This window comes from Streptomonospora arabica (assembly GCF_039531585.1).
Taxonomy (GTDB): domain Bacteria; phylum Actinomycetota; class Actinomycetes; order Streptosporangiales; family Streptosporangiaceae; genus Streptomonospora; species Streptomonospora halophila.
In genome coordinates this window covers 23954-41336 of record NZ_BAAAQI010000028.1, presented here as the reverse complement: position 1 = coordinate 41336, position 17383 = coordinate 23954, and the positions used below count along the sequence as shown (strand labels likewise).

General features: G+C 73.9%; 13 protein-coding genes. 7 read left to right on the top strand and 6 right to left on the bottom strand.

Annotated features, from left to right (window positions below; translation table 11 throughout):
* Nucleotides 1–213: 213 nt before the first annotated feature.
* Both ABD284_RS25040 and ABD284_RS25035 read right to left on the bottom strand, forming a co-directional pair.
* On the bottom strand, nucleotides 214–885 hold the full coding sequence (locus ABD284_RS25040; RefSeq protein ID WP_344148695.1) for a potassium channel family protein: 672 nt from the start codon (nucleotides 883–885) through the stop codon (nucleotides 214–216).
* Between the two features lies 1 nt (nucleotide 886).
* Complete coding sequence (locus ABD284_RS25035) at nucleotides 887–1570, bottom strand: potassium channel family protein (RefSeq protein ID WP_344148692.1); 684 nt, start codon at nucleotides 1568–1570, stop codon at nucleotides 887–889.
* A gap of 248 nt (nucleotides 1571–1818) precedes the next feature.
* Between ABD284_RS25035 and ABD284_RS25030 the strand changes: the two genes are divergently transcribed.
* Together ABD284_RS25030 and ABD284_RS25025 are read left to right on the top strand one after the other, a co-directional pair.
* The gene (locus ABD284_RS25030) at nucleotides 1819–3123 is read left to right on the top strand and encodes a class I SAM-dependent RNA methyltransferase (RefSeq protein ID WP_344148689.1); all 1305 of its coding nucleotides are present in this window, start codon (nucleotides 1819–1821) and stop codon (nucleotides 3121–3123) included.
* 173 nt (nucleotides 3124–3296) lie between these two features.
* Entirely contained in the window at nucleotides 3297–4229 is a 933-nt protein-coding gene (locus tag ABD284_RS25025; RefSeq protein WP_344148686.1) for an LLM class F420-dependent oxidoreductase, read from the top strand.
* Nucleotides 4230–4251: 22 nt separating this feature from the next.
* On the opposite strand, the gene ABD284_RS25020 is transcribed toward ABD284_RS25025, so the two are convergent.
* Complete coding sequence (locus ABD284_RS25020; RefSeq protein WP_344148683.1) at nucleotides 4252–4569, bottom strand: hypothetical protein; 318 nt, start codon at nucleotides 4567–4569, stop codon at nucleotides 4252–4254.
* Between the two features lie 464 nt (nucleotides 4570–5033).
* On the opposite strand from ABD284_RS25020, the gene acnA reads away from it, so the two are divergent.
* Both acnA and ABD284_RS25010 read left to right on the top strand, forming a co-directional pair.
* Nucleotides 5034–7769 carry an aconitate hydratase AcnA gene (gene acnA, locus ABD284_RS25015; RefSeq protein ID WP_344148680.1) on the top strand — a complete coding sequence of 912 codons (2736 nt, stop codon included), beginning with the start codon at nucleotides 5034–5036 and terminating at the stop codon, nucleotides 7767–7769.
* Between the two features lie 364 nt (nucleotides 7770–8133).
* On the top strand, nucleotides 8134–10698 hold the full coding sequence (locus ABD284_RS25010) for a serine/threonine-protein kinase (RefSeq protein WP_344148676.1): 2565 nt from the start codon (nucleotides 8134–8136) through the stop codon (nucleotides 10696–10698).
* A gap of 1302 nt (nucleotides 10699–12000) precedes the next feature.
* On the opposite strand, the gene ABD284_RS25005 is transcribed toward ABD284_RS25010, so the two are convergent.
* Together ABD284_RS25005 and sigK are read right to left on the bottom strand one after the other, a co-directional pair.
* A complete protein-coding gene (locus tag ABD284_RS25005) occupies nucleotides 12001–13062 on the bottom strand; it encodes an anti-sigma factor (RefSeq protein ID WP_344148673.1) in 1062 nt (353 codons plus the stop codon).
* Nucleotides 13059–13634: an ECF RNA polymerase sigma factor SigK gene (sigK, locus tag ABD284_RS25000; protein ID WP_344148707.1), complete on the bottom strand. Its 576-nt coding sequence runs from the start codon at nucleotides 13632–13634 to the stop codon at nucleotides 13059–13061. The genes ABD284_RS25005 and sigK overlap by 4 nt, the downstream gene beginning before the upstream one ends.
* Before the next feature lie 219 nt (nucleotides 13635–13853).
* On the opposite strand from sigK, the gene ABD284_RS24995 reads away from it, so the two are divergent.
* From ABD284_RS24995 to ABD284_RS24985, 3 genes are all read left to right on the top strand, one after another.
* Nucleotides 13854–15701 (top strand): molybdopterin-dependent oxidoreductase, encoded by a 1848-nt coding sequence (locus ABD284_RS24995; RefSeq protein WP_344148670.1) that lies wholly within the window; start codon nucleotides 13854–13856, stop codon nucleotides 15699–15701.
* Nucleotides 15702–15807: 106 nt separating this feature from the next.
* Nucleotides 15808–16194, top strand: coding sequence for a hypothetical protein (locus tag ABD284_RS24990; RefSeq protein WP_344148667.1), 387 nt, complete (start codon nucleotides 15808–15810; stop codon nucleotides 16192–16194).
* A 161-nt stretch (nucleotides 16195–16355) separates the two neighbouring features.
* Nucleotides 16356–16571 (top strand): hypothetical protein, encoded by a 216-nt coding sequence (locus ABD284_RS24985; RefSeq protein WP_344148664.1) that lies wholly within the window; start codon nucleotides 16356–16358, stop codon nucleotides 16569–16571.
* 171 nt (nucleotides 16572–16742) lie between these two features.
* Here the strand turns inward: ABD284_RS24985 and ABD284_RS24980 are convergent, their stop codons facing one another.
* Nucleotides 16743–17345, bottom strand: coding sequence for a nucleoside/nucleotide kinase family protein (locus ABD284_RS24980; RefSeq protein ID WP_344148661.1), 603 nt, complete (start codon nucleotides 17343–17345; stop codon nucleotides 16743–16745).
* Between the last annotated feature and the right edge of the window lie 38 nt (nucleotides 17346–17383).

Below are 17383 nucleotides of genomic sequence, written 5' to 3'. Positions count from 1 at the left end.
ACGTGGTCGTCCAGGTGGACATAGAGTGCGGTGAGAAGGGCGTCGAGGTTTGTCTTCACACACTGATCTTCGGCGCCCTTCGCCATGCCCGCAGCCGGTTCGGGAAACTCCCATCAACGATCTAGCGCGCGCCCGGGCGGATCCGTCCGCGGCGAGCGGCCCACGCGGGTGCGGCCGGCGCCCGCTGCGCAGGGCGCCGGCCGGGAGCATTGGTCAGAGCTCGGACTCCAGCAGGGCGCCCAGCTCCTCGACCGACTCGGCGCTGCTGAGGAAGACGAGCTCGTCGCCGCCGCGCAGCGGCGTCTGCGGGTCGGGCGTGTGCACCCGGCCCTCGCGCACCAGCGCCACCAGCACGATGCCCTCCGGCAGGGCCGGCGCCAGTCCGCCCAGCGGCCGCCCCGCGTGCGGGGAGTCGGCGGGCAGCGTGAACTCCAGCAGGTCGGTCTCGGGCAGCGAGAGCGCGCTCAGCGCCTCCCCGGGATCCTCCCCGTCCTCGCCCTCCTCGACCAGCGCCGCCATCATCCGCGGCGGCGACACGGCGACGTCGACCCCCCACGCCTCGGTGAACAGCCACTCGTTGCGCGGGTCGTTGATGCGCGCGATGACCCGGCCGACGCCGAACTCGGTCTTGGCCAGCAGCGACACCACCAGGTTGACCTTGTCGTCGCCGCTGGCGGCGACCACGGCGTCGAAGCCGTCCAGCCGTGCGTCCTCCAGCGAGGCCAGCTCGCAGGCGTCGGCCAGCAGCCATTCCGCCCGCGGCAGCTCGTCCACGCCGATGGAGCGGGAGTCGCGGTCGATCAGCAGCACCTCGTGTCCGCTGTCGCTCAGCTCGGCGGCGATGGAGCGCCCGACGCTGCCCGCTCCGGCGATGGCGACACGCATCCTAGTCTCCCTGCCTGTCGTCGGCGCCCTCGCCGAGGCGCGCCTGGATCCGGTCGATGTCGGCGGAGCGGGTCAGCACGTGCAGCACGTCGCCCGCCTGCAGCGTCTCGTCGCCCCGGGGCAGCAGGATGTGCCCGGCCCGCACCAGGTAGGCCACCCGCAGCGGGAACGCGCCCTCCAGCTGCTCGACCCGGCGGCCCACCCACGGCGCGGCCAGCGGGGCCTCGGTCATCACCAGGCTGCCCGACGGGTCGCGCCACAGCGGGCCGACGTCCAGGCCGGGGGAGCCGGGCACCAGGCGGCGCAGGATGGTGTCGGCGGTCCAGTGCACGGTGCCCACTGTGGGGATGCCGAGCCGCTGGTAGACGGCGGCGCGGCGCGGGTCGTAGATGCGCGCCACGACGTTCTCGACGCCGAAGGTCTCGCGTGCGACCCGTGCGGTGATGATGTTGGAGTTGTCGCCGCTGCTGACCGCGGCGAAGGCGGAGGCCGTCTCGATGCCCGCCGCCACGAGCACGTCGCGGTCCTGGCCGGCGCCGCGCACGGCGGCCTTGGCGGTGGCCGGCCGCAGTCTGCGGAACGCGTCGGGGGCCTGGTCGATCACTGCGACCGTGTGGCCGCGGTCCTCCAGCGTGTGCGCGAGCGTCGACCCCACCCGCCCGCATCCCAAGATCACGATGTGCACTGCCAACTCGCTCCTGCCCTAGCTCACGGGTCGGGCACGGCCGCCGCCCGGCCCCTGGGCGACGGTATACCCATCGCGCGGCCCGCGGGCGCCGCGGTCGCGCGCGCCGCGCAGCTCGCAGGGCCCCGTCCGGTCCGCGCGCTCGGCTAGAGTGGCCCGAAGATGGGCGGTGGCGCTGCGTGGGGGGTCACCCGCGCGAAGCCCGAACTCACCCGTCACCCACCCGTCTCTCCCGGAGGTCGTCTGCGTTGAGCCCTGCCCGAAATCCGAACGCCGCCGTGCGCGCCTCCGCGTCCGGCCTCGTCGGCACCGAACTGGAGCTGCGCGTCGAGGGCGTCGCCCACGGCGGGTGGTGCGTGGCGCGCCACGACGAGCGCGTCGTCTTCGTACGCCACACCCTGCCCGGCGAGCTGGTGCGCGCCCGGATCACCGAGGAGGCCTCGCGGTTCCTGCGCGCCGACGCCGTGGAGGTGCTGGAGGCCTCGCCCGACCGCGTCGAGGCGCCGTGCCCGTTCGCCGGTCCCGGCAGGTGCGGGGGCTGCGACTGGCAGCACGCGTCGCTGGAGGCCCAGCGCAGGCTCAAGGGGCTGGTCGTCTCCGAGCAGCTGAGCCGCATCGCCAAGATCGACCGCGACGTCGAGGTGGAGGAGCTGCCCGGCGCGCCCGACGGCCTGGGCTGGCGGACCCGCGTACGCTTCGCCGTCGACTCCGCGGGCCGTGCGGGGCTGCGGCGGCACCGCTCCCACGAGATCGAGCCCGTCGACCACTGCCGCATCGCCCACCCCCGCGTCGACGCGCTCGGTGTCGCCGAGCTGGAGTGGCCCAAGGTGCGCGAGGTCGAGGCGGTGGCCTCTGCCGGCACGCGCGACACCGCGCTGGTGGTCACCCCCGAAGGCGCCAAGCTGCCCCCGCTGCCCGAGCCCAAGGCCTCGGCGGCGCTGCTGCGGCGCTTCCGCAACGGCCGGGTGCAGCAGGTGCGGGGGCGCCGCCACATCCGCGAGAACGCGGGCGGGCGCGAGTTCCGTGTCAGCGCCGCCGGGTTCTGGCAGGTGCACACGTCGGCGGCGGAGGTGCTGTCGGAGGCGGTCGTCGAGGCGCTGGCCCCCGAGCCGGGCGAGACCGGGCTCGACCTCTACTGCGGCGCCGGACTGTTCACCGCCGCGCTGGCCGAGTCGGTGGGCTCCGAGGGGCGCGTCCTGGGTGTCGAGAGCGACGCCGAGGCGGTCCGCGACGCCCGCCACAACCTGCGCGACATGCCGTGGGCGCGCGTCGAGCACGCCGACACCGCCGCGCAGCTGCGGGAGTGGGTGGACATGCGGGTCGACTTCGCGGTCCTGGACCCGCCGCGCGCCGGCGCGGGCCCGGTGGTCGCGCGGCAGCTCTCCGAGCTGCGCAACCGCAGGGTGGCCTATGTCTCCTGCGACCCGGCGACGCTGGCCCGCGACCTGGCGGCGTTCGTTGAGGAGGGCTACGAGCTGACCGGGCTGCGCGCGTTCGACTCCTTCCCCATGACCCACCACGTGGAGTGCCTGGCGGTGCTGCGCCGCGACTGAGCGCCGCAGGTCGAAGCGCTCCGGTGAGCCGGCCCGGCGCGGGCGTGCGTCGATTATGCGTCGATTATGCGTCGAGCGCGTGCGCGCGGCGCGTCCGCACGGCGCCGAAGCGGCGCCGGTACTTCGTGCGTTGCGGTTCGGCCTTTGCGGCCGCCGGCACGAGAATGGTCCCCATGCGCTTGAGGATCTTCACCGAACCGCAGCAGGGTGCGACGTACGAGACGCAGCTGGCGGTCGCAAAGGCAACCGAGGACCTGGGGTTCGAGGCCTTCTTCAGGTCCGACCACTATCTGCGGATGGGCGGCGGGAACGGCCTGCCCGGGCCGACCGACTCCTGGGTCACCCTCGCCGGACTGGCGCGCGAGACCTCCCGCGTGCGCCTGGGAACGCTGATGAGCGCGGCCACCTTCCGCCACCCCGGCCCCCTCGCCATCTCGGTGGCCCAGGTCGACCGGATGAGCAACGGCCGTGTGGAGTTCGGCTTCGGCGCCGGGTGGTTCGAGCCGGAGCACGCGGCCTACGGCATCCCCTTCCCCGCCTCGGCGCGGGAGCGGTTCGACCGCTACGAGGAGCAGTTGGACGTCATCACCGGGCTGTGGGCCACGCCGGTGGGCGAGACGTTCCGCTACGAGGGGCGGCACTACCGCTTCGGCGAAGGACCCGCGCTGCCCAAGCCCCAGCAGGCTCCGCGCCCGCCGGTGCTCATCGGCGGTACCGGGCGCATCCGCACCCCGCGGCTGGCGGCAGCGCACGCCGACGAGTACAACGTGGCCTTCGCCTCGATCGAGGACACCGCGGCGGCCTTCGACCGGGTGCGCTCGGCGGTGAAGGCGGCCGGCCGCGCCGATGCGATGACCTACTCCGCGGTCCAGGTGGTCTGCTGCGGCCGCGACGAGGCCGAGGTGGAGCACCGGGCGGCGGCGATCGGGCGCGCGCCCGAGGAGCTGCGCCGCAACGGGCTGGCGGGCAGCCCGGCTGAGATCGTCGAGAAGCTCGGCCGGTTCACCGAGATCGGCGCCGAGCGGATGTACCTGCAGGTGCTCGACCTGTCCGACCTCGACCACCTGGAACTGCTCGCCTCGCAGGTCTCCCGGCAGCTGCAGTAGTCCGGCCGGGGGCGATCCGTCCTCAGCCCGCAGGAGGAGCGGTGCCCTCGGGACCCCGGGGCCCCTCCTCGGCGGGCGCCGCAGCGTCGGCTTCGGGCCGCTCCGTCCGCGCCGGCGGCACCGGCCCAGGCGTTCGCGCCGCGGCGGAGCGGCGGCGCCGGGCGCGGGAGTCCAGCGCAAGCCCGGCCGCGAGCATCGCCGCGCCCAGCGGGATGGTCCAGTAGGGCGATCCGGCGGAGGCGACCTCGACGGCGCCGGGCGAGAGCAGCGTGATGATCCCCCAGACGATCAGCGCACTGCCGCAGAGGACGAAGATGGCCAGGTCGCGCAGTGAGCGCATCGCGGGGGCTCCTCGGGTGGGGGTGGGCTCGTGAGCGCGCACGGTGCGGACTCCGCTCGCGGCGGCCGGTGTCGGGTCCGCGCACCGGCCCGGTGTGTACCGGCTCTAAGACGCGCCGCACCCGGGGCGGGGTTCCCGGTCCGGCCCCGGCCTTTCGCGCCACGTTAACTTGATGTCGAGATACCGCTCGGATACCTTGATATCGAGATAAAAATGAGGCGGTGGGAATCAGGGACGGACCGGCCGCCCTGCGCGCGCAGCAGTGCCGCGTGCCGGCGCCCGTACGCGCGCGGCGCGGAGGGCCGGGCCGACATCGCTGGTAGAACGGGAAAAACCGGCGTGCCGTGGGGTGGTGCCGCAGGCGCACTCAGGGCCATCTCGATTAGGGCAGCCTCAGTGATGTCCCGGCCCCTGCGTTACGGCAGGATGCCGGGAGAAAGTGGCGAGATCAGGAGGCAAACACCGTGTCCGCGAACAGCTTCGGCAGCCGTGACACGCTCCGCGTTGGCGAAGAGTCGTATGAGATCTTCCGTTTGGACGCCGTCGACGGCGCCGAGCGGCTCCCCTACAGCCTGAAGGTGCTGCTGGAGAACCTGCTGCGCACCGAGGACGGCGCGAACGTCACCGCCGAGCACATCCGGGCCGTGGGCCAGTGGGACCCGCAGGCCCAGCCCACCCAGGAGATCCAGTTCACCCCCGCGCGGGTGATCATGCAGGACTTCACCGGTGTGCCCTGCGTGGTGGACCTGGCGACCATGCGCGAGGCCGTCGGCGACCTCGGCGGCGACCCCGGCAAGATCAACCCGCTGGCTCCGGCGGAGCTGGTCATCGACCACTCCGTGGTGGTCGACATCTTCGGCCGCCCCGACGCCTTCGAGCGCAACGTCGAGATCGAGTACGAGCGCAACCGCGAGCGCTACCAGTTCCTGCGCTGGGGCCAGACCGCCTTCGACGAGTTCAAGGTGGTCCCGCCCGGCACCGGCATCGTGCACCAGGCCAACATCGAGCACCTGGCCCGCGTGGCCATGGTCCGCAACGGCCAGGTCTACCCCGACACCTGTGTGGGCACCGACTCCCACACGACCATGCAGAACGGCCTGGGCATCCTCGGCTGGGGCGTGGGCGGCATCGAGGCCGAGGCCGCCATGCTCGGCCAGCCGATCTCCATGCTCATCCCGCGGGTCGTCGGCTTCAAGCTGACCGGCACCCTGCGGCCCGGAACCACGGCCACCGACCTCGTGCTCACCGTCACCGAGATGCTGCGCGAGCACGGCGTGGTCGGCAAGTTCGTGGAGTTCTACGGCGACGGCGTGGCCTCGGTCCCGCTGGCCAACCGCGCCACCATCGGCAACATGAGCCCGGAGTTCGGCTCCACCGCGGCGATGTTCCCCATCGACGAGGAGACCATCCGGTACATGACGCTGACCGGCCGGCCGGAGGCGCAGACCCGCCTGGTCGAGGCCTACGCCAAGGAGCAGGGCCTCTGGCACGACCCCTCCCGCGAGCCGGCCTACTCCGAGTACCTGGAGCTGGACCTGGGCGACGTCGTACCCTCCATCGCCGGCCCGAAGCGGCCCCAGGACCGCATCGCGCTGTCGGCGGCCAAGCCCACCTGGCGCCACGACGTGCAGAACTACGTCATCAGCCCGGTCGACGAGGCCTCCGACGAGTCCTTCCCGGCCTCCGACGCCCCGGCCCGGCCCGTCAACGGCCAGCGCCCCAGCAACCCGGTGTCGGTCACCCTGGCCGACGGCACCCGGACCGAGCTGGACCACGGCAGCGTGGTGATCGCCGCGATCACCTCCTGCACCAACACCTCCAACCCCTCGGTCATGCTCGGCGCCGCCCTGCTGGCCAAGAACGCGGTGGAGAAGGGCCTGACCCGCAAGCCGTGGGTCAAGACCTCGCTTGCCCCCGGCTCCAAGGTCGTCACCGACTACTACGAGCGCTCGGGGCTGACTCCGTACCTGGACAAGCTCGGGTTCAACCTGGTCGGCTACGGCTGCACCACCTGCATCGGCAACTCCGGCCCGCTGCCCGAGGAGATCTCCAAGGCGGTCCAGGACAACGACCTCGCGGTCACCTCGGTGCTCTCCGGCAACCGCAACTTCGAGGGCCGGATCAACCCCGACGTCAAGATGAACTACCTGGCCTCCCCGCCGCTGGTGGTGGCCTACGCCCTGGCCGGCTCGATGGACATCGACATCACCACCGAGCCGCTGGGCACCGGATCCGACGGCGAGCCGGTCTACCTGGCCGACGTCTGGCCCGCGCCCGAGGAGATCGAAGAGGTCATGCGCTCGGCGATCGCCTCGGACATGTACGAGAGCGCCTACTCCGACGTGTTCGCCGGCGACGAGCGGTGGCGGTCGCTGCCCACACCCACCGGCGACACCTTCGAGTGGGACACCGACTCCACCTACGTGCGCAAGCCGCCGTACTTCGACGGGATGGGCGCCGCCCCGGAGGCGGTCACCGACATCGCCGGCGCCCGGGTGCTGGCCAAGCTCGGCGACTCGGTCACCACCGACCACATCTCGCCGGCCGGCGCCATCAAGCCCGACAGCCCGGCGGGCCGGTACCTCAAGGACCACGGCGTCCAGCGCAAGGACTTCAACTCCTACGGTTCGCGGCGCGGCAACCACGAGGTGATGATCCGCGGGACCTTCGCCAACATCCGCCTGCGCAACCTGATCGCGCCGGGCACCGAGGGCGGCTACACCCGCGACTTCACCCAGGCCGAGGACCCCGCCGACGCGCCCGTCGCCTTCATCTACGACGCGGCGCAGAACTACGCCGCCCAGGGCACCCCGCTGGTGGTGCTGGGCGGCAAGGAGTACGGTTCGGGCTCCTCGCGCGACTGGGCGGCCAAGGGCACGAGCCTGCTGGGCGTGCGCGCGGTCATCGCCCGCTCCTACGAGCGCATCCACCGCTCCAACCTGATCGGGATGGGGGTGCTGCCCCTGCAGTTCCCGCAGGGGCAGTCGGCCGACTCGCTCGGGCTCACCGGCGAGGAGGCCTTCACCATCACCGGCATCACCGAGCTGAACGAGGGCCGGGTGCCGTCGACGGTCAAGGTCGCCACCGACACCGGGATCGAGTTCGACGCCGACGTGCGCATCGACACGCCCGGCGAGGCGGACTACTACCGCAACGGCGGCATCCTGCAGTACGTGCTGCGGCAGCTCATCAGCGAGTAGGGCCGTGAACGAGCAGCCGGGCGCGTAAAGCGCGTAGGAGCCGGTCGAGGAGGACTCGGCCGGCGAACACCCGGCCGGGGATGGCAGGGCGGGCGGTAGGGGCGCTCCGCCCGGCGGCAGCCGGCGGGGCGCACCGGGACGCCCGCGGGGCCGCCGACCGTCGCAGACGGGCGGCGGCCCCACGTGTGCGCGGGAGCCGCAGCGGGCCGGCGGGGGTGGGGCCGAGGGCCGCAGGCCCGCGGGTCGGGGGTGCGGCGGCGTCCGTCCGGCGGTCCTGCGGTGTGATCCGGCGCATCCGCCTTGCGCGATCCGGAGACACCGATAATGTCGTCCAAGCAGCGGAGAAGTCGGCGGGAAGGACGGCATGAGCGAGGGCGGCACCGGGGACAGCGATCGCTTCGCCGGTCGGTACCGGCTCATCGAACCGCTGGGGCGCGGCGGGTTCGGCGAGGTCTTCCTCGCAGAGGCGCCCGACGGCGCGCGGGCGGCGGTCAAGCTGCTGCACGCGACGTGGGCGGGCGACGGCGACATGCGCCGCCGCTTCGCCGCCGAGGTGGAGCAGGCGCGCAGGGTGAGCGGCTTCTGCGTGGCCGCGATCCTCGGCGCCGACCCCGGCGCCGAGCAGCCCTGGATCGCCACGGAGTACATCGACGGGCCGACCCTGGAAGCCGACGTGCGCGCGAACGGCCCGCGGCGCGGCGCCGACCTGCACCGGCTGGCCGTGGCCACCGCCACCGCCCTGGCCGCCATCCATGGCGCGGGCGTCGTGCACCGCGATCTCAAGCCCGACAACATCCTGCTGGCCGGCGACGGTCCGCGGGTCATCGACTTCGGCATCGCCCGCGCGATCGAGGCCACGTCGATGACCGCCAGCGGCATCGTCGGCACGATCGGCTACATGGCCCCCGAGCAGCTCGAAGGGGCCAGGCTCACCCCCGCCGTGGACGTGTTCGCCTGGGGTGCGGCGATGGTCTACGCGGCGACCGGGCGCGAGGCGTTCGCCGCGCCCACCCAGGCGGCCCGGACCACACGCGTGCTCACCGGCGAGCCCGACACCGGCGACCTCGGCGAACCGCTGTTGCCCGTCGTGCTCGCGTGCCTGGACAAGGACCCCGCCCGCCGCCCCGAGGCGCGCGGACTGCTGGACATGCTGCTGGGCACGTCCGTGCCGGGGGCGGCGGGGGAGCGGGCGCAGCGGACCGGCGCCGAGCGCGCGCCTGCGCCGCCCGAGGAGGCCACACGGGTGGAGGCGGACGCGGCCGCGCGGGCCGGGGGAGTGGCCGCTGCGCAGGCGGAGGCGGCCACGCGCGTGGGGAGCGAGGAGCGCACGCGGGTCGAGGGCGCCCGGGACGGCGCGACCCGGGTGGAGACCGCGCGCGCCGAGGCCGCGCACGCGGCACCGGCCCAGGGCGCCGGCCGAGGCGGGGGCGGACCGGAAGGCCTGGAAGAGCCGGACGGGTCCGGAGAGCCGGCAAGGCCGGTGGGGCGCGAAAGGCCGGAGGAGAGATCCGGCACACTGCTCTACACCGGCCTCGCCCCGGGCGGCACGCGCGCGGCACCCGCCGGCGGGGCCCCGCAAGCACCCGGTTCGCCTTCGCAGCCCGGACCGTCGAGCCCGGCGGGCGCCTCGCACGGTCCGCCTTCCCCGGTCCCGGCTGCTCCGGTGCCGCCTGCTCCGGCTTCCGGTTCCGCCGCTTCCGACTCCGACGTGTTCGGCGATCAGAACCCCGCGCCTCCGGCCCGTCCGCCCGGCCGTACGGGCGCCACCGTCGACCTCGACCGCGGCGGGTTCGAGGGGGTGCCGCCGTACTGGTTCGCCGGGCACCGCTGCACCGACCCCGGGGCGCTCGCCGCCGCCATGCAGACCGACTGGACGGCCGCGGTCGGCGTCTTCAGCGATGAGCAGGAGCGCGCCGCGCTGCAGGCGTGGATGGTCGACGACGTCGGCGACACGTCCACCGACCGCTCGATCTTCCGCCGCCGCCCCGAAGACGCCAACCGCGCCGTCGCCTGGTTCGTCGCCCAGCAGCGCCCGGATCTGCCGCCGGTGTTCCGCGGCCGACCCGCCGGCTTCGCCGACCTGCGCGAGCGCTTCGCCCGGATCAGGCCGGCGTTCACCGGCGCGCCGGCGGACAACGAACTGCTGCTCCTGGCCCGCCCGGAGGTGCTGCGCCTGCTGGCCCTGCACGATGCCCCGGGATCGGCTGACCTGCGCCGACTGGCCGATGGCCTCGCGGCTGCCGAGCGGGCCGCGAGCGGCTTCCGCCGCCGGCTGGAGGACGCGGTGCCGCGCCTGGCGCAGCACGCCGCCGTCGACTCCGCGCTCATCCTCTCCCTCCTGCTGGACCCCGACCGCCCGATGCGCCCGGACGCGGGCGGCCACGCGGAGGTGGAGGAGTGGTACGCCGCGCTGTGGGGCGCGGTCGCGCGCGAGCAGGACCCGGCCGCCCGAGCGGGTATCGCCGCGACCGTCGCTTCGCTGACGGGTGCGGCCCGCGAAAGCGGTGTGCGTACTGCCGAGTGGAGGTCGGCGCTCGCCGAGGCCGACCGGGAGCGTGAGGCGGCCGCGGCACGCTGGACCCGCGAAACCCGGCTGCATCGCGCCAAGGCGTGGATCGGCCGCAGTCCGCTGGTGGTACTCGTGCTGGCCGCGGCGGTCATCGTCCTGGAGGTCGCCGTGTCACTGGAGGCTCCCGACTCCTACGACGCGGTCGGCCTGGGCGTCGTCGTGCTGGGAACCTGGCTCCTGTCGCGGATCGTCGCCTGGACCGTCGGGCTGTTCAGCGGTCCCCGGGAGGGCTTCCCCACGGCGGTTCAGGCGGCCCAGGCGCGCTTCCACCAGCTACGCGACCACACCGAACGACTCGGCCAGGGCCTCGAACGCATCCGCGCCGAGCTCCAGTCGGTGCGCAGCGCCTGCCACCTGTAACAGCCGAGCCGACCGCACCGGCGGTGGCTCGGTCTGACGGTGTGGGTGGTGGGTGTTCGCCGGTTGCGGGGGCGGCGAGGGTCGTGGGTGGTGGGGTCTGCGGTCGTCGGTTCGGGTGTTCGCGGGTTGGGCGGGCGTCGGGGGCGGCGAGGGCGCCGGGTGGTGGGGCCTGTGGTGATCGGTTGAGGGTGTGCGCCGGTTGCGCGGGAGACGGGGGAGGCGAAGGCGGTGGGTGGTGGCGCCTGCGTGGACCGGTTCGGGTGCTTGTCGGTTGGGCGGGCGTCGGGGGAGGCGAAGGCGGTGGGTGGTGGCGCCTGCGTGGACCGGTTGGGGTGGTCGCGGGTTGGGCGGGCGTCGCGGGGGCGGCGAGGGCTGTGGGTGGTGGGGTCTGCGGTCACCACATAGGCAAGAGCGCGCCAGCGCCAGACTGCCGTCATCGGCCGCTGAGGGCAGATTCGGTGGGGCGGATTGGATATTTGGGATGGGCACGTGACCGAAATGGCGACGAATCCGCCCTAAGCCTTATGGCGGCGCACTGGTGTGCCGCAGCCGCCCTTCGAGCGGGGTGATATGAGTTCGAGTGTCCGGAATGCGCCCCACCTAGAAGGCCCTGGGTCGACCTCGGTGGCGACGAGATGCCTCTGATGCACCTCTCAGGGGCCTCTGAGCGCTGGTTTGCGCGGTCTCGTCGCCGTAGGGGTGTCTGTGGCGACTGCAGTATTGGGCAAATCGGGCAAATGGTCACGCGGTTTTTCGTATTGCGGAATGTTGGCGGTGTGAGGGCGTCGCCATGCTGGTTGGATTCGGCTCGTGCGTGCTGCGGGGAGGTTCTGTAGGTCGGTATGACCGAATTGCCTGAATCTGTGCGGTGTGCGGAAACCGGGATCGGTCCAACCGACGGGGGCGTGGCCGCAGCGCTGTCCCTCGCCCGCACTTACTGCTCTCCGTCGTGCGGCCCGCCGCCGGAGATCGGAACTGGTGGTCGCCGGGGCCTGGCCAACGGGTGGCGTTGCTGCCTCGTCGGGTGTGCAACCGCGTGACATCGGTACCGGTGGTCGCGGGGCGCGGTCATCGGTGCTGTTGCTGCTCTTGGTTGTGCGGGCCGCCGGGCGCCGGCAGCGGTGGTCGTGGGGCGCGGTCATCGGTGCTGTTGCTGCTCCTCGTCGTGCGGCCCGCCGCCGGGCGCCGGTACCCGTGGTCGCTGGGCACCGGGCTCGGCTGGCCTTCGGCAGGCGACGACGAGCGGCGCCGGGCCTGGCTGAGTCCGGCTCGGCGCCGCTGGTCACCGCCGTGGAGAAGCCGCTAAAGCTCCACCTTCATCGGCTCGCCGCTGGGCTCGGGCATGCCGCCGGCCGGTTCGAGGCTGATGCCCAGTTGCTCGGCCGGGCCCAGGTCGCCGGCCATGCCCGAGTACATGCCGTCGCCCGAGCGCTCCAGCATCCCGGCCGAGCGCATCCCGGAGTCGTCGACGTACCACATCTGATAGCCCATGCCCTCGGGAGTGGGCGGCAGGCCCTTGACCATGATCATCACCATGTCGCTGCTCTCGGAGGTGAACACCGTCGCCTCCGCCCCGCTATGGGTGACCGGCTGCTCCTCCATGTGGGTGTCGGATGCGGCCAGCAGCGCCTCGACCTTGGCGGTGTGCTCGTTCATCTCCTGCATGCGCTGGCCCATCACCAGCACCGCGCCTCCCAGTACCAGGGCGATCACCGCGCAGGCGGCCGACATCAGCCACGGCAACCGCTCCCGCAGGCGCCGGCGGCTGGCCATGTCGACCACCCGAGCGTCGCCCGCGCCCTCGCGGCCTCCTTGGTCGCCCCGACCCTCTCGGCCACCCCGGCCACTTCGGTCACCCTGTCCAACTCGACCCTCTCGGCCCTCTCGGCCCTCCTGGTCCGCGTGTCCCCCTCGGACGTCCTCACCGGCTCCCGCCGTCGTGCCCTCCGCCGCCGTCGTGCCCTCAGCACGCGCACGACGCCCACGGCCCACTGGCTCCGCAGAGCGCTCAACGTCCTCCATGCCACCCGCGGCCTCCCGGCTCTCGCGGGTGCCGGTGCCGTCGGACGCGCCGGCGCCTCCTCCCGCTCCGGGAGGCGCGGACGGCCGGCAGTCCTCCGTCTCCGGCGGAAGCCGGCGCACGTTGGGCACCGCCGCGCGCAGCCGCTCCCACACGGCCTGAGGAGGCCGCTCGGCCTGGGCGTAGGCCAGGCGCACCGTTGTGGCGTGGAACTCGGCGAGGTCGCGGCGGCAGTCGGCGCACTCCTCGATATGGGTCCGCGCGCGTTCGCGCTCCTCACCGCTCAGGGCGTCGACCGCGTACGCCGCGGTCAGCCCGTGCACGTCGCGCTCCGGCAGGCTCACACCATCACCCCCAGGCAGTCGCGCAGCCGGATGAGCCCGTCGCGCAGTCGGCCCTTCACCGTGGTCAGCGGCACCCCCAGCAGTTCAGCCGCCTCGCGCTGGGTGTAGCCGGTGTAGTAGGTCAACCGCACCGTCTCGCGCTGCATGTCGGTCAGCCGGCGCAGGCACCGGCGCACCTTCTCCCGTTCCAGGCGGTGCTCCACCTGCTCGGCCACGTCGTCGGGAGGGGAGGACTCCGGGACCATGCGCCCGGCGACCTCCATGCGGGCCGTGGCCGACTGCTCGGAGCGCACCCGGTCCACGGCGCGGCGGTGGGCCAGCGTCAGCACCCACGCGCGCACTCCGCCCCGCTCGGGGTCGAAGCGCGCGGACAGTCGCCACAGTTCGGTGAACACCTCCTGCGTGACCTCCTCCGCCTGGGCGCGGTCCAGCATGACGCGGCGGACGAGACCGAAGACGGGGCCGGCCAGCTCGCGGTAGACCGCCTCGAAGGCGTCGAGCTCGCCCAACGCGGTGCGCTGCAGCAACCCGACCAGCCGGTGCTCGCCGTCGGGACCGTCCCGGCCGCTCACCTCGCCTTCGGGCCCCTGCGCGCGGCGCGGCGGCTGCGCCGGTATCGCCTGCTCCACCCGTGTCACCGTCCTCGGTTCCGGCACGTCTCGTCGTGTTCCCTCCTGCATTCGGAGTCGCGGCGGCGGAGGCGACCCCGGTGCCCGACCCGCGCGAACGCTGTTACCTCTTCGTTATCGAACGGGTCGTCTCCCCACCGGTAGCAGCTCCGAAGCAGGGGCGTGTCCGATCATCAAAACACCTCGGCGGCAGAACCGGCAGGCGCCCAGCCGCCGCCGGAGCGCCCCCGCCCGCTCGTCGGCGCGCTGTGCGGCCTGATCGCCGCAGGCGCGGCCCTGGGTACGGCCGAGATCGCCGGTGCCCTGGTCCGCCCCCAGGCGACCCCGCTGATCGCGGTCGGCCAGGCCGTCATCGACCTCACCCCGCAGGCGCTGCGGGAGTTCGCGATCGCTGCGGTGGGCGAGGCCGACCGGCCGCTGCTCGTCGCCGGCACCGCGGTGCTGCTCGCGCTCTTCGCGGCCGCGATCGGCGTCGGAGCGCTGCGGCGCGCGTGGGTCGGCGACGCCGGGATCGCCGCGCTGGCCGTGATCGCCGGGGCCGCCGCCCTGACCCGGCCGGAGGCGGACGCAGTCTACGCGCTGCCCTCGGTGGCCGGGGGAGTGGTGGCGCTGATCCTGCTGCGTGTGCTGGTGCGTGCCGCTCCGCCACAGAGCCCGTCCGCGCCCGGTGCAGCGCAGCCGGGCGGGCAGGACGCGGTCGCCGCCGAGGGGCTCGCCGCCGATACGGCCGGAGCGCGGGACGCCGACGAGGACGCGGAGCCCGCGGCCGCAGACGCCTCTGCCGACACCGCCGCCGGCGCGTACTCCCTGTCCGAAGCCGGCACTCCGACCGGCGCCGACACTCCGCCCTCCGCGGGTGCCCAGGCAGCCCCCGCGCCTGCCGACAGCGGCCCGACAGCCGCGCCGACCGCGGCTCCGGGCGGGTTCGACCGCCGCAGGTTCGTCCTGCTGGCCGGCTCGGCGGCCCTGCTCTCGGCGGGCGCCGGGACCGGCGGCCGGTGGTACGCCACCGCGCAGGCCGGTGTCGAAGCGAGCCGCGAGGCGGTCCGGCTGCCCCGCCCCGACTCCCCGGCTCCGCCGCTGCCCGATGGAGCCGAACTCGACGTCGACGGGCTCAGCTCCTTCTTCACGCCCAACGGCGACTTCTACCGCGTCGACACCGCCCTGTCGATCCCGCGCATCGACGCCACGAGCTGGCGGCTGCGCATCCACGGCCGCGGCGCGAGCGAGCGCGAGTACACCTACGCCGACCTGCTGGAGCGCACCGACCTGGTCGAGCGCGACGTCACCCTGGCCTGCGTCTCCAACCCGGTGGGCGGCTCCTACGTCGGCAACGCGCGCTGGATCGGCGTGCCGTTGGCCGCACTGCTGCGCGAGGCGGGCGTCCGCCCGCCCGGCGAGGGCGGCCGGGCCGACCAGCTCGTCTCACGCTCCACGGACGGCATGACGATCGGCACCCCCGTCGAGGCGGTGATGGACGGCCGCGACGCCATGCTGGCCATCGGCATGAACGGCCGGCCGCTGCCCGCCGACCACGGGTTCCCCGCCCGGGTCGTGGTGCCCGGCCTCTACGGCTACGTCTCGGCGTGCAAGTGGATCGAGGAGATGGAGCTGACCACCTTCGACGCCTTCGACGCCTACTGGGTGCCGCGCGGCTGGGCGCAGCGGGCGCCGATCAAGACCCAGTCGCGCATCGGCACCCCGCGCGCGGGCGCTGAGGTGGCCGCCGGAACAGTGCCCGTCGCCGGCGTGGCCTGGGCGCAGAACGTCGGTGTGGACCGGGTCGAGGTCCGCGTGGACGACGGCCCGTGGCAGCCGGCGCGCCTGGCCGCAGAGGACACCGCCGACACCTGGCGCCAGTGGGTCCTGGACTGGGACGCCGAGCCCGGCGAGCACCGGATCAGCGTGCGCGCCTCCGACCGGTCGGGCCATACCCAGACCGCCGACGAGGCGCGGCCCGCCCCCGACGGCGCCACCGGCTACCACACCGTCGACGTGACCGTCTCCTAGGACGGCCTCCCCACGAACTCCGCGGGGCCGCCCGGCCCCGCGGCCCGGCCCCGCCGTGTCCTGCGGCGGCGCCACCATGTGATCGAACGAGTACGAGGAGACACCCATGTCCACCGGACCCCTCAGCACCCTGCGCCGCCTGGTCGCCGCCGGAGCCATCGGCCTGGCCGCGATTCTCTCGTTGGCCGCCTGCAACGGCGGCTCGGGCGGCGGCGACGAGGTCAGCGCCGAACAGGACGGCGGCGGCGAGGAGAGCATGCAGGACGAGGGCGCGGAAGAGGGCATGCAGGACGAGGGAGGCGGCGAGAGCATGGAGGACGGCGGAGAGGAGGACATGGGTGGTGAGGAGTCCATGGACGAGGGCTCCGGCGACGGCATGGGCGGCGAGGACTCCGCCGACGAGGGCTCCGGCGACGGCATGGACGAGGGGGAGTCCATGGGCGGCGACGAGGGCATGCAGGACGAAGGCGGGGACATGCAGGACGACCGGTAGCCCGCACGGGCCCGCGGCGCAGGCAGCGGGCCCGCCGCCGCGGTTCCTGGCCGCCGCCGGTACGGAGGGTTAGACTCGCCGCGTCGCCGACATGCGCCGATCGGCCGGAATACGCGGCCGACGGCATCGGCGCGGGGCGTCCCACTTCGAGGAGGAGCCGGATGCACACGCGGAACGTGGGCACGCTGCGGCGCTTGGTCGCCGCGGGAGCCATCGGCCTGGCCGCCGTCTTCTCGCTCGCCGCCTGCAACGACGACTCGGGCGGCGACGGCGAGGACTCCCAGCAGCAGGAGGAGGGCGAAGGCGGCGAGGGCGAGGGCGAGGACGGCGGCGAGGACGGCGAGAACGAGGACGGCGAGGACGGCGGCGGGTACTAGACGGCAGGCAAAGGGTTCGCGTCAAGACCGGAACCCCGCTCACGGGTTGCCGTGGGCTGCCGAACAGGCCGAACCTGGACGGCAGTGCCTACATGTGTGGGAGGCTCCGGCGTCCCTCGCCGCGCTCGGGGCGCTCCACCCTGACCACCGGATCAGCGCGTGCGTGCCGGGTCAGGGGTTGTGTACGACCACGTCGGCGTGCTCGCGCGGCCGGTGGCCGGCGTAGAACGCCTCCTCCTGGCGCGCCCACATCGAACGGTAGGGGGCGTAGGCGGCGGCGTCGGCGCGCCGGTCCAGTCGCGCCTGGCGAACGTCGTGCGGTGCGTGCACCCAGGCCAGCAGCGACAGGAACGGGCGCAGCTCCCGGCCGCCCGACCCGCAGCCCTCGATGACCAGCAGCCCCTCGACGGGCGTCCGCTGCCACGGCCCCGGCGCGCCGCGCTCCCAGTCGTAGCGCCGCCAGCGCGGGTCCTCACCGCGCGCAAGCGGCTCCAGGATCCACTCGCGCACGAGCGGCACCGACGCCTCCAAACCCTGCCAGCCGGGATAGACGTCGTCCATGTGCAGCAGGGGGCAGCCGATGTGGGCGGCGACGCGTCCGGCGAGCTCGGTCTTGCCCGCTCCCGACCGGCCTTCCACGGCCATCACCCGGCGGCCTCCGGCCCGCGCCTGCGCGTCGCTCAGCATCGCGGCCAGGGTGCGGACCCAGTCGTCGCCGGCTGTGCTCAGCGCGGGCGCGCAGCGGCCGGGGCCCGGCTCCCGCGCTGAATTCAAGTCTTGTAAGCTCCCTTTCACCAGCAGCGCCTGCGTTC

What these genes read in the sequence shown, in the direction of transcription:
- ABD284_RS25020 (WP_344148683.1), bottom strand. Translation starts at nt 4,569, where the DNA reads ATGCGCTCACTGCGCGACCTGGCCATCTTCGTCCTCTGCGGCAGTGCG.
- ABD284_RS25025 (WP_344148686.1), top strand. Translation starts at nt 3,297, where the DNA reads ATGCGCTTGAGGATCTTCACCGAACCGCAGCAGGGTGCGACGTACGAG.
- ABD284_RS24990 (WP_344148667.1), top strand. Translation starts at nt 15,808, where the DNA reads ATGTCCACCGGACCCCTCAGCACCCTGCGCCGCCTGGTCGCCGCCGGA.
- ABD284_RS24985 (WP_344148664.1), top strand. Translation starts at nt 16,356, where the DNA reads ATGCACACGCGGAACGTGGGCACGCTGCGGCGCTTGGTCGCCGCGGGA.
- ABD284_RS25010 (WP_344148676.1), top strand. Translation starts at nt 8,134, where the DNA reads ATGAGCGAGGGCGGCACCGGGGACAGCGATCGCTTCGCCGGTCGGTAC.
- ABD284_RS25040 (WP_344148695.1), bottom strand. Translation starts at nt 885, where the DNA reads ATGCGTGTCGCCATCGCCGGAGCGGGCAGCGTCGGGCGCTCCATCGCC.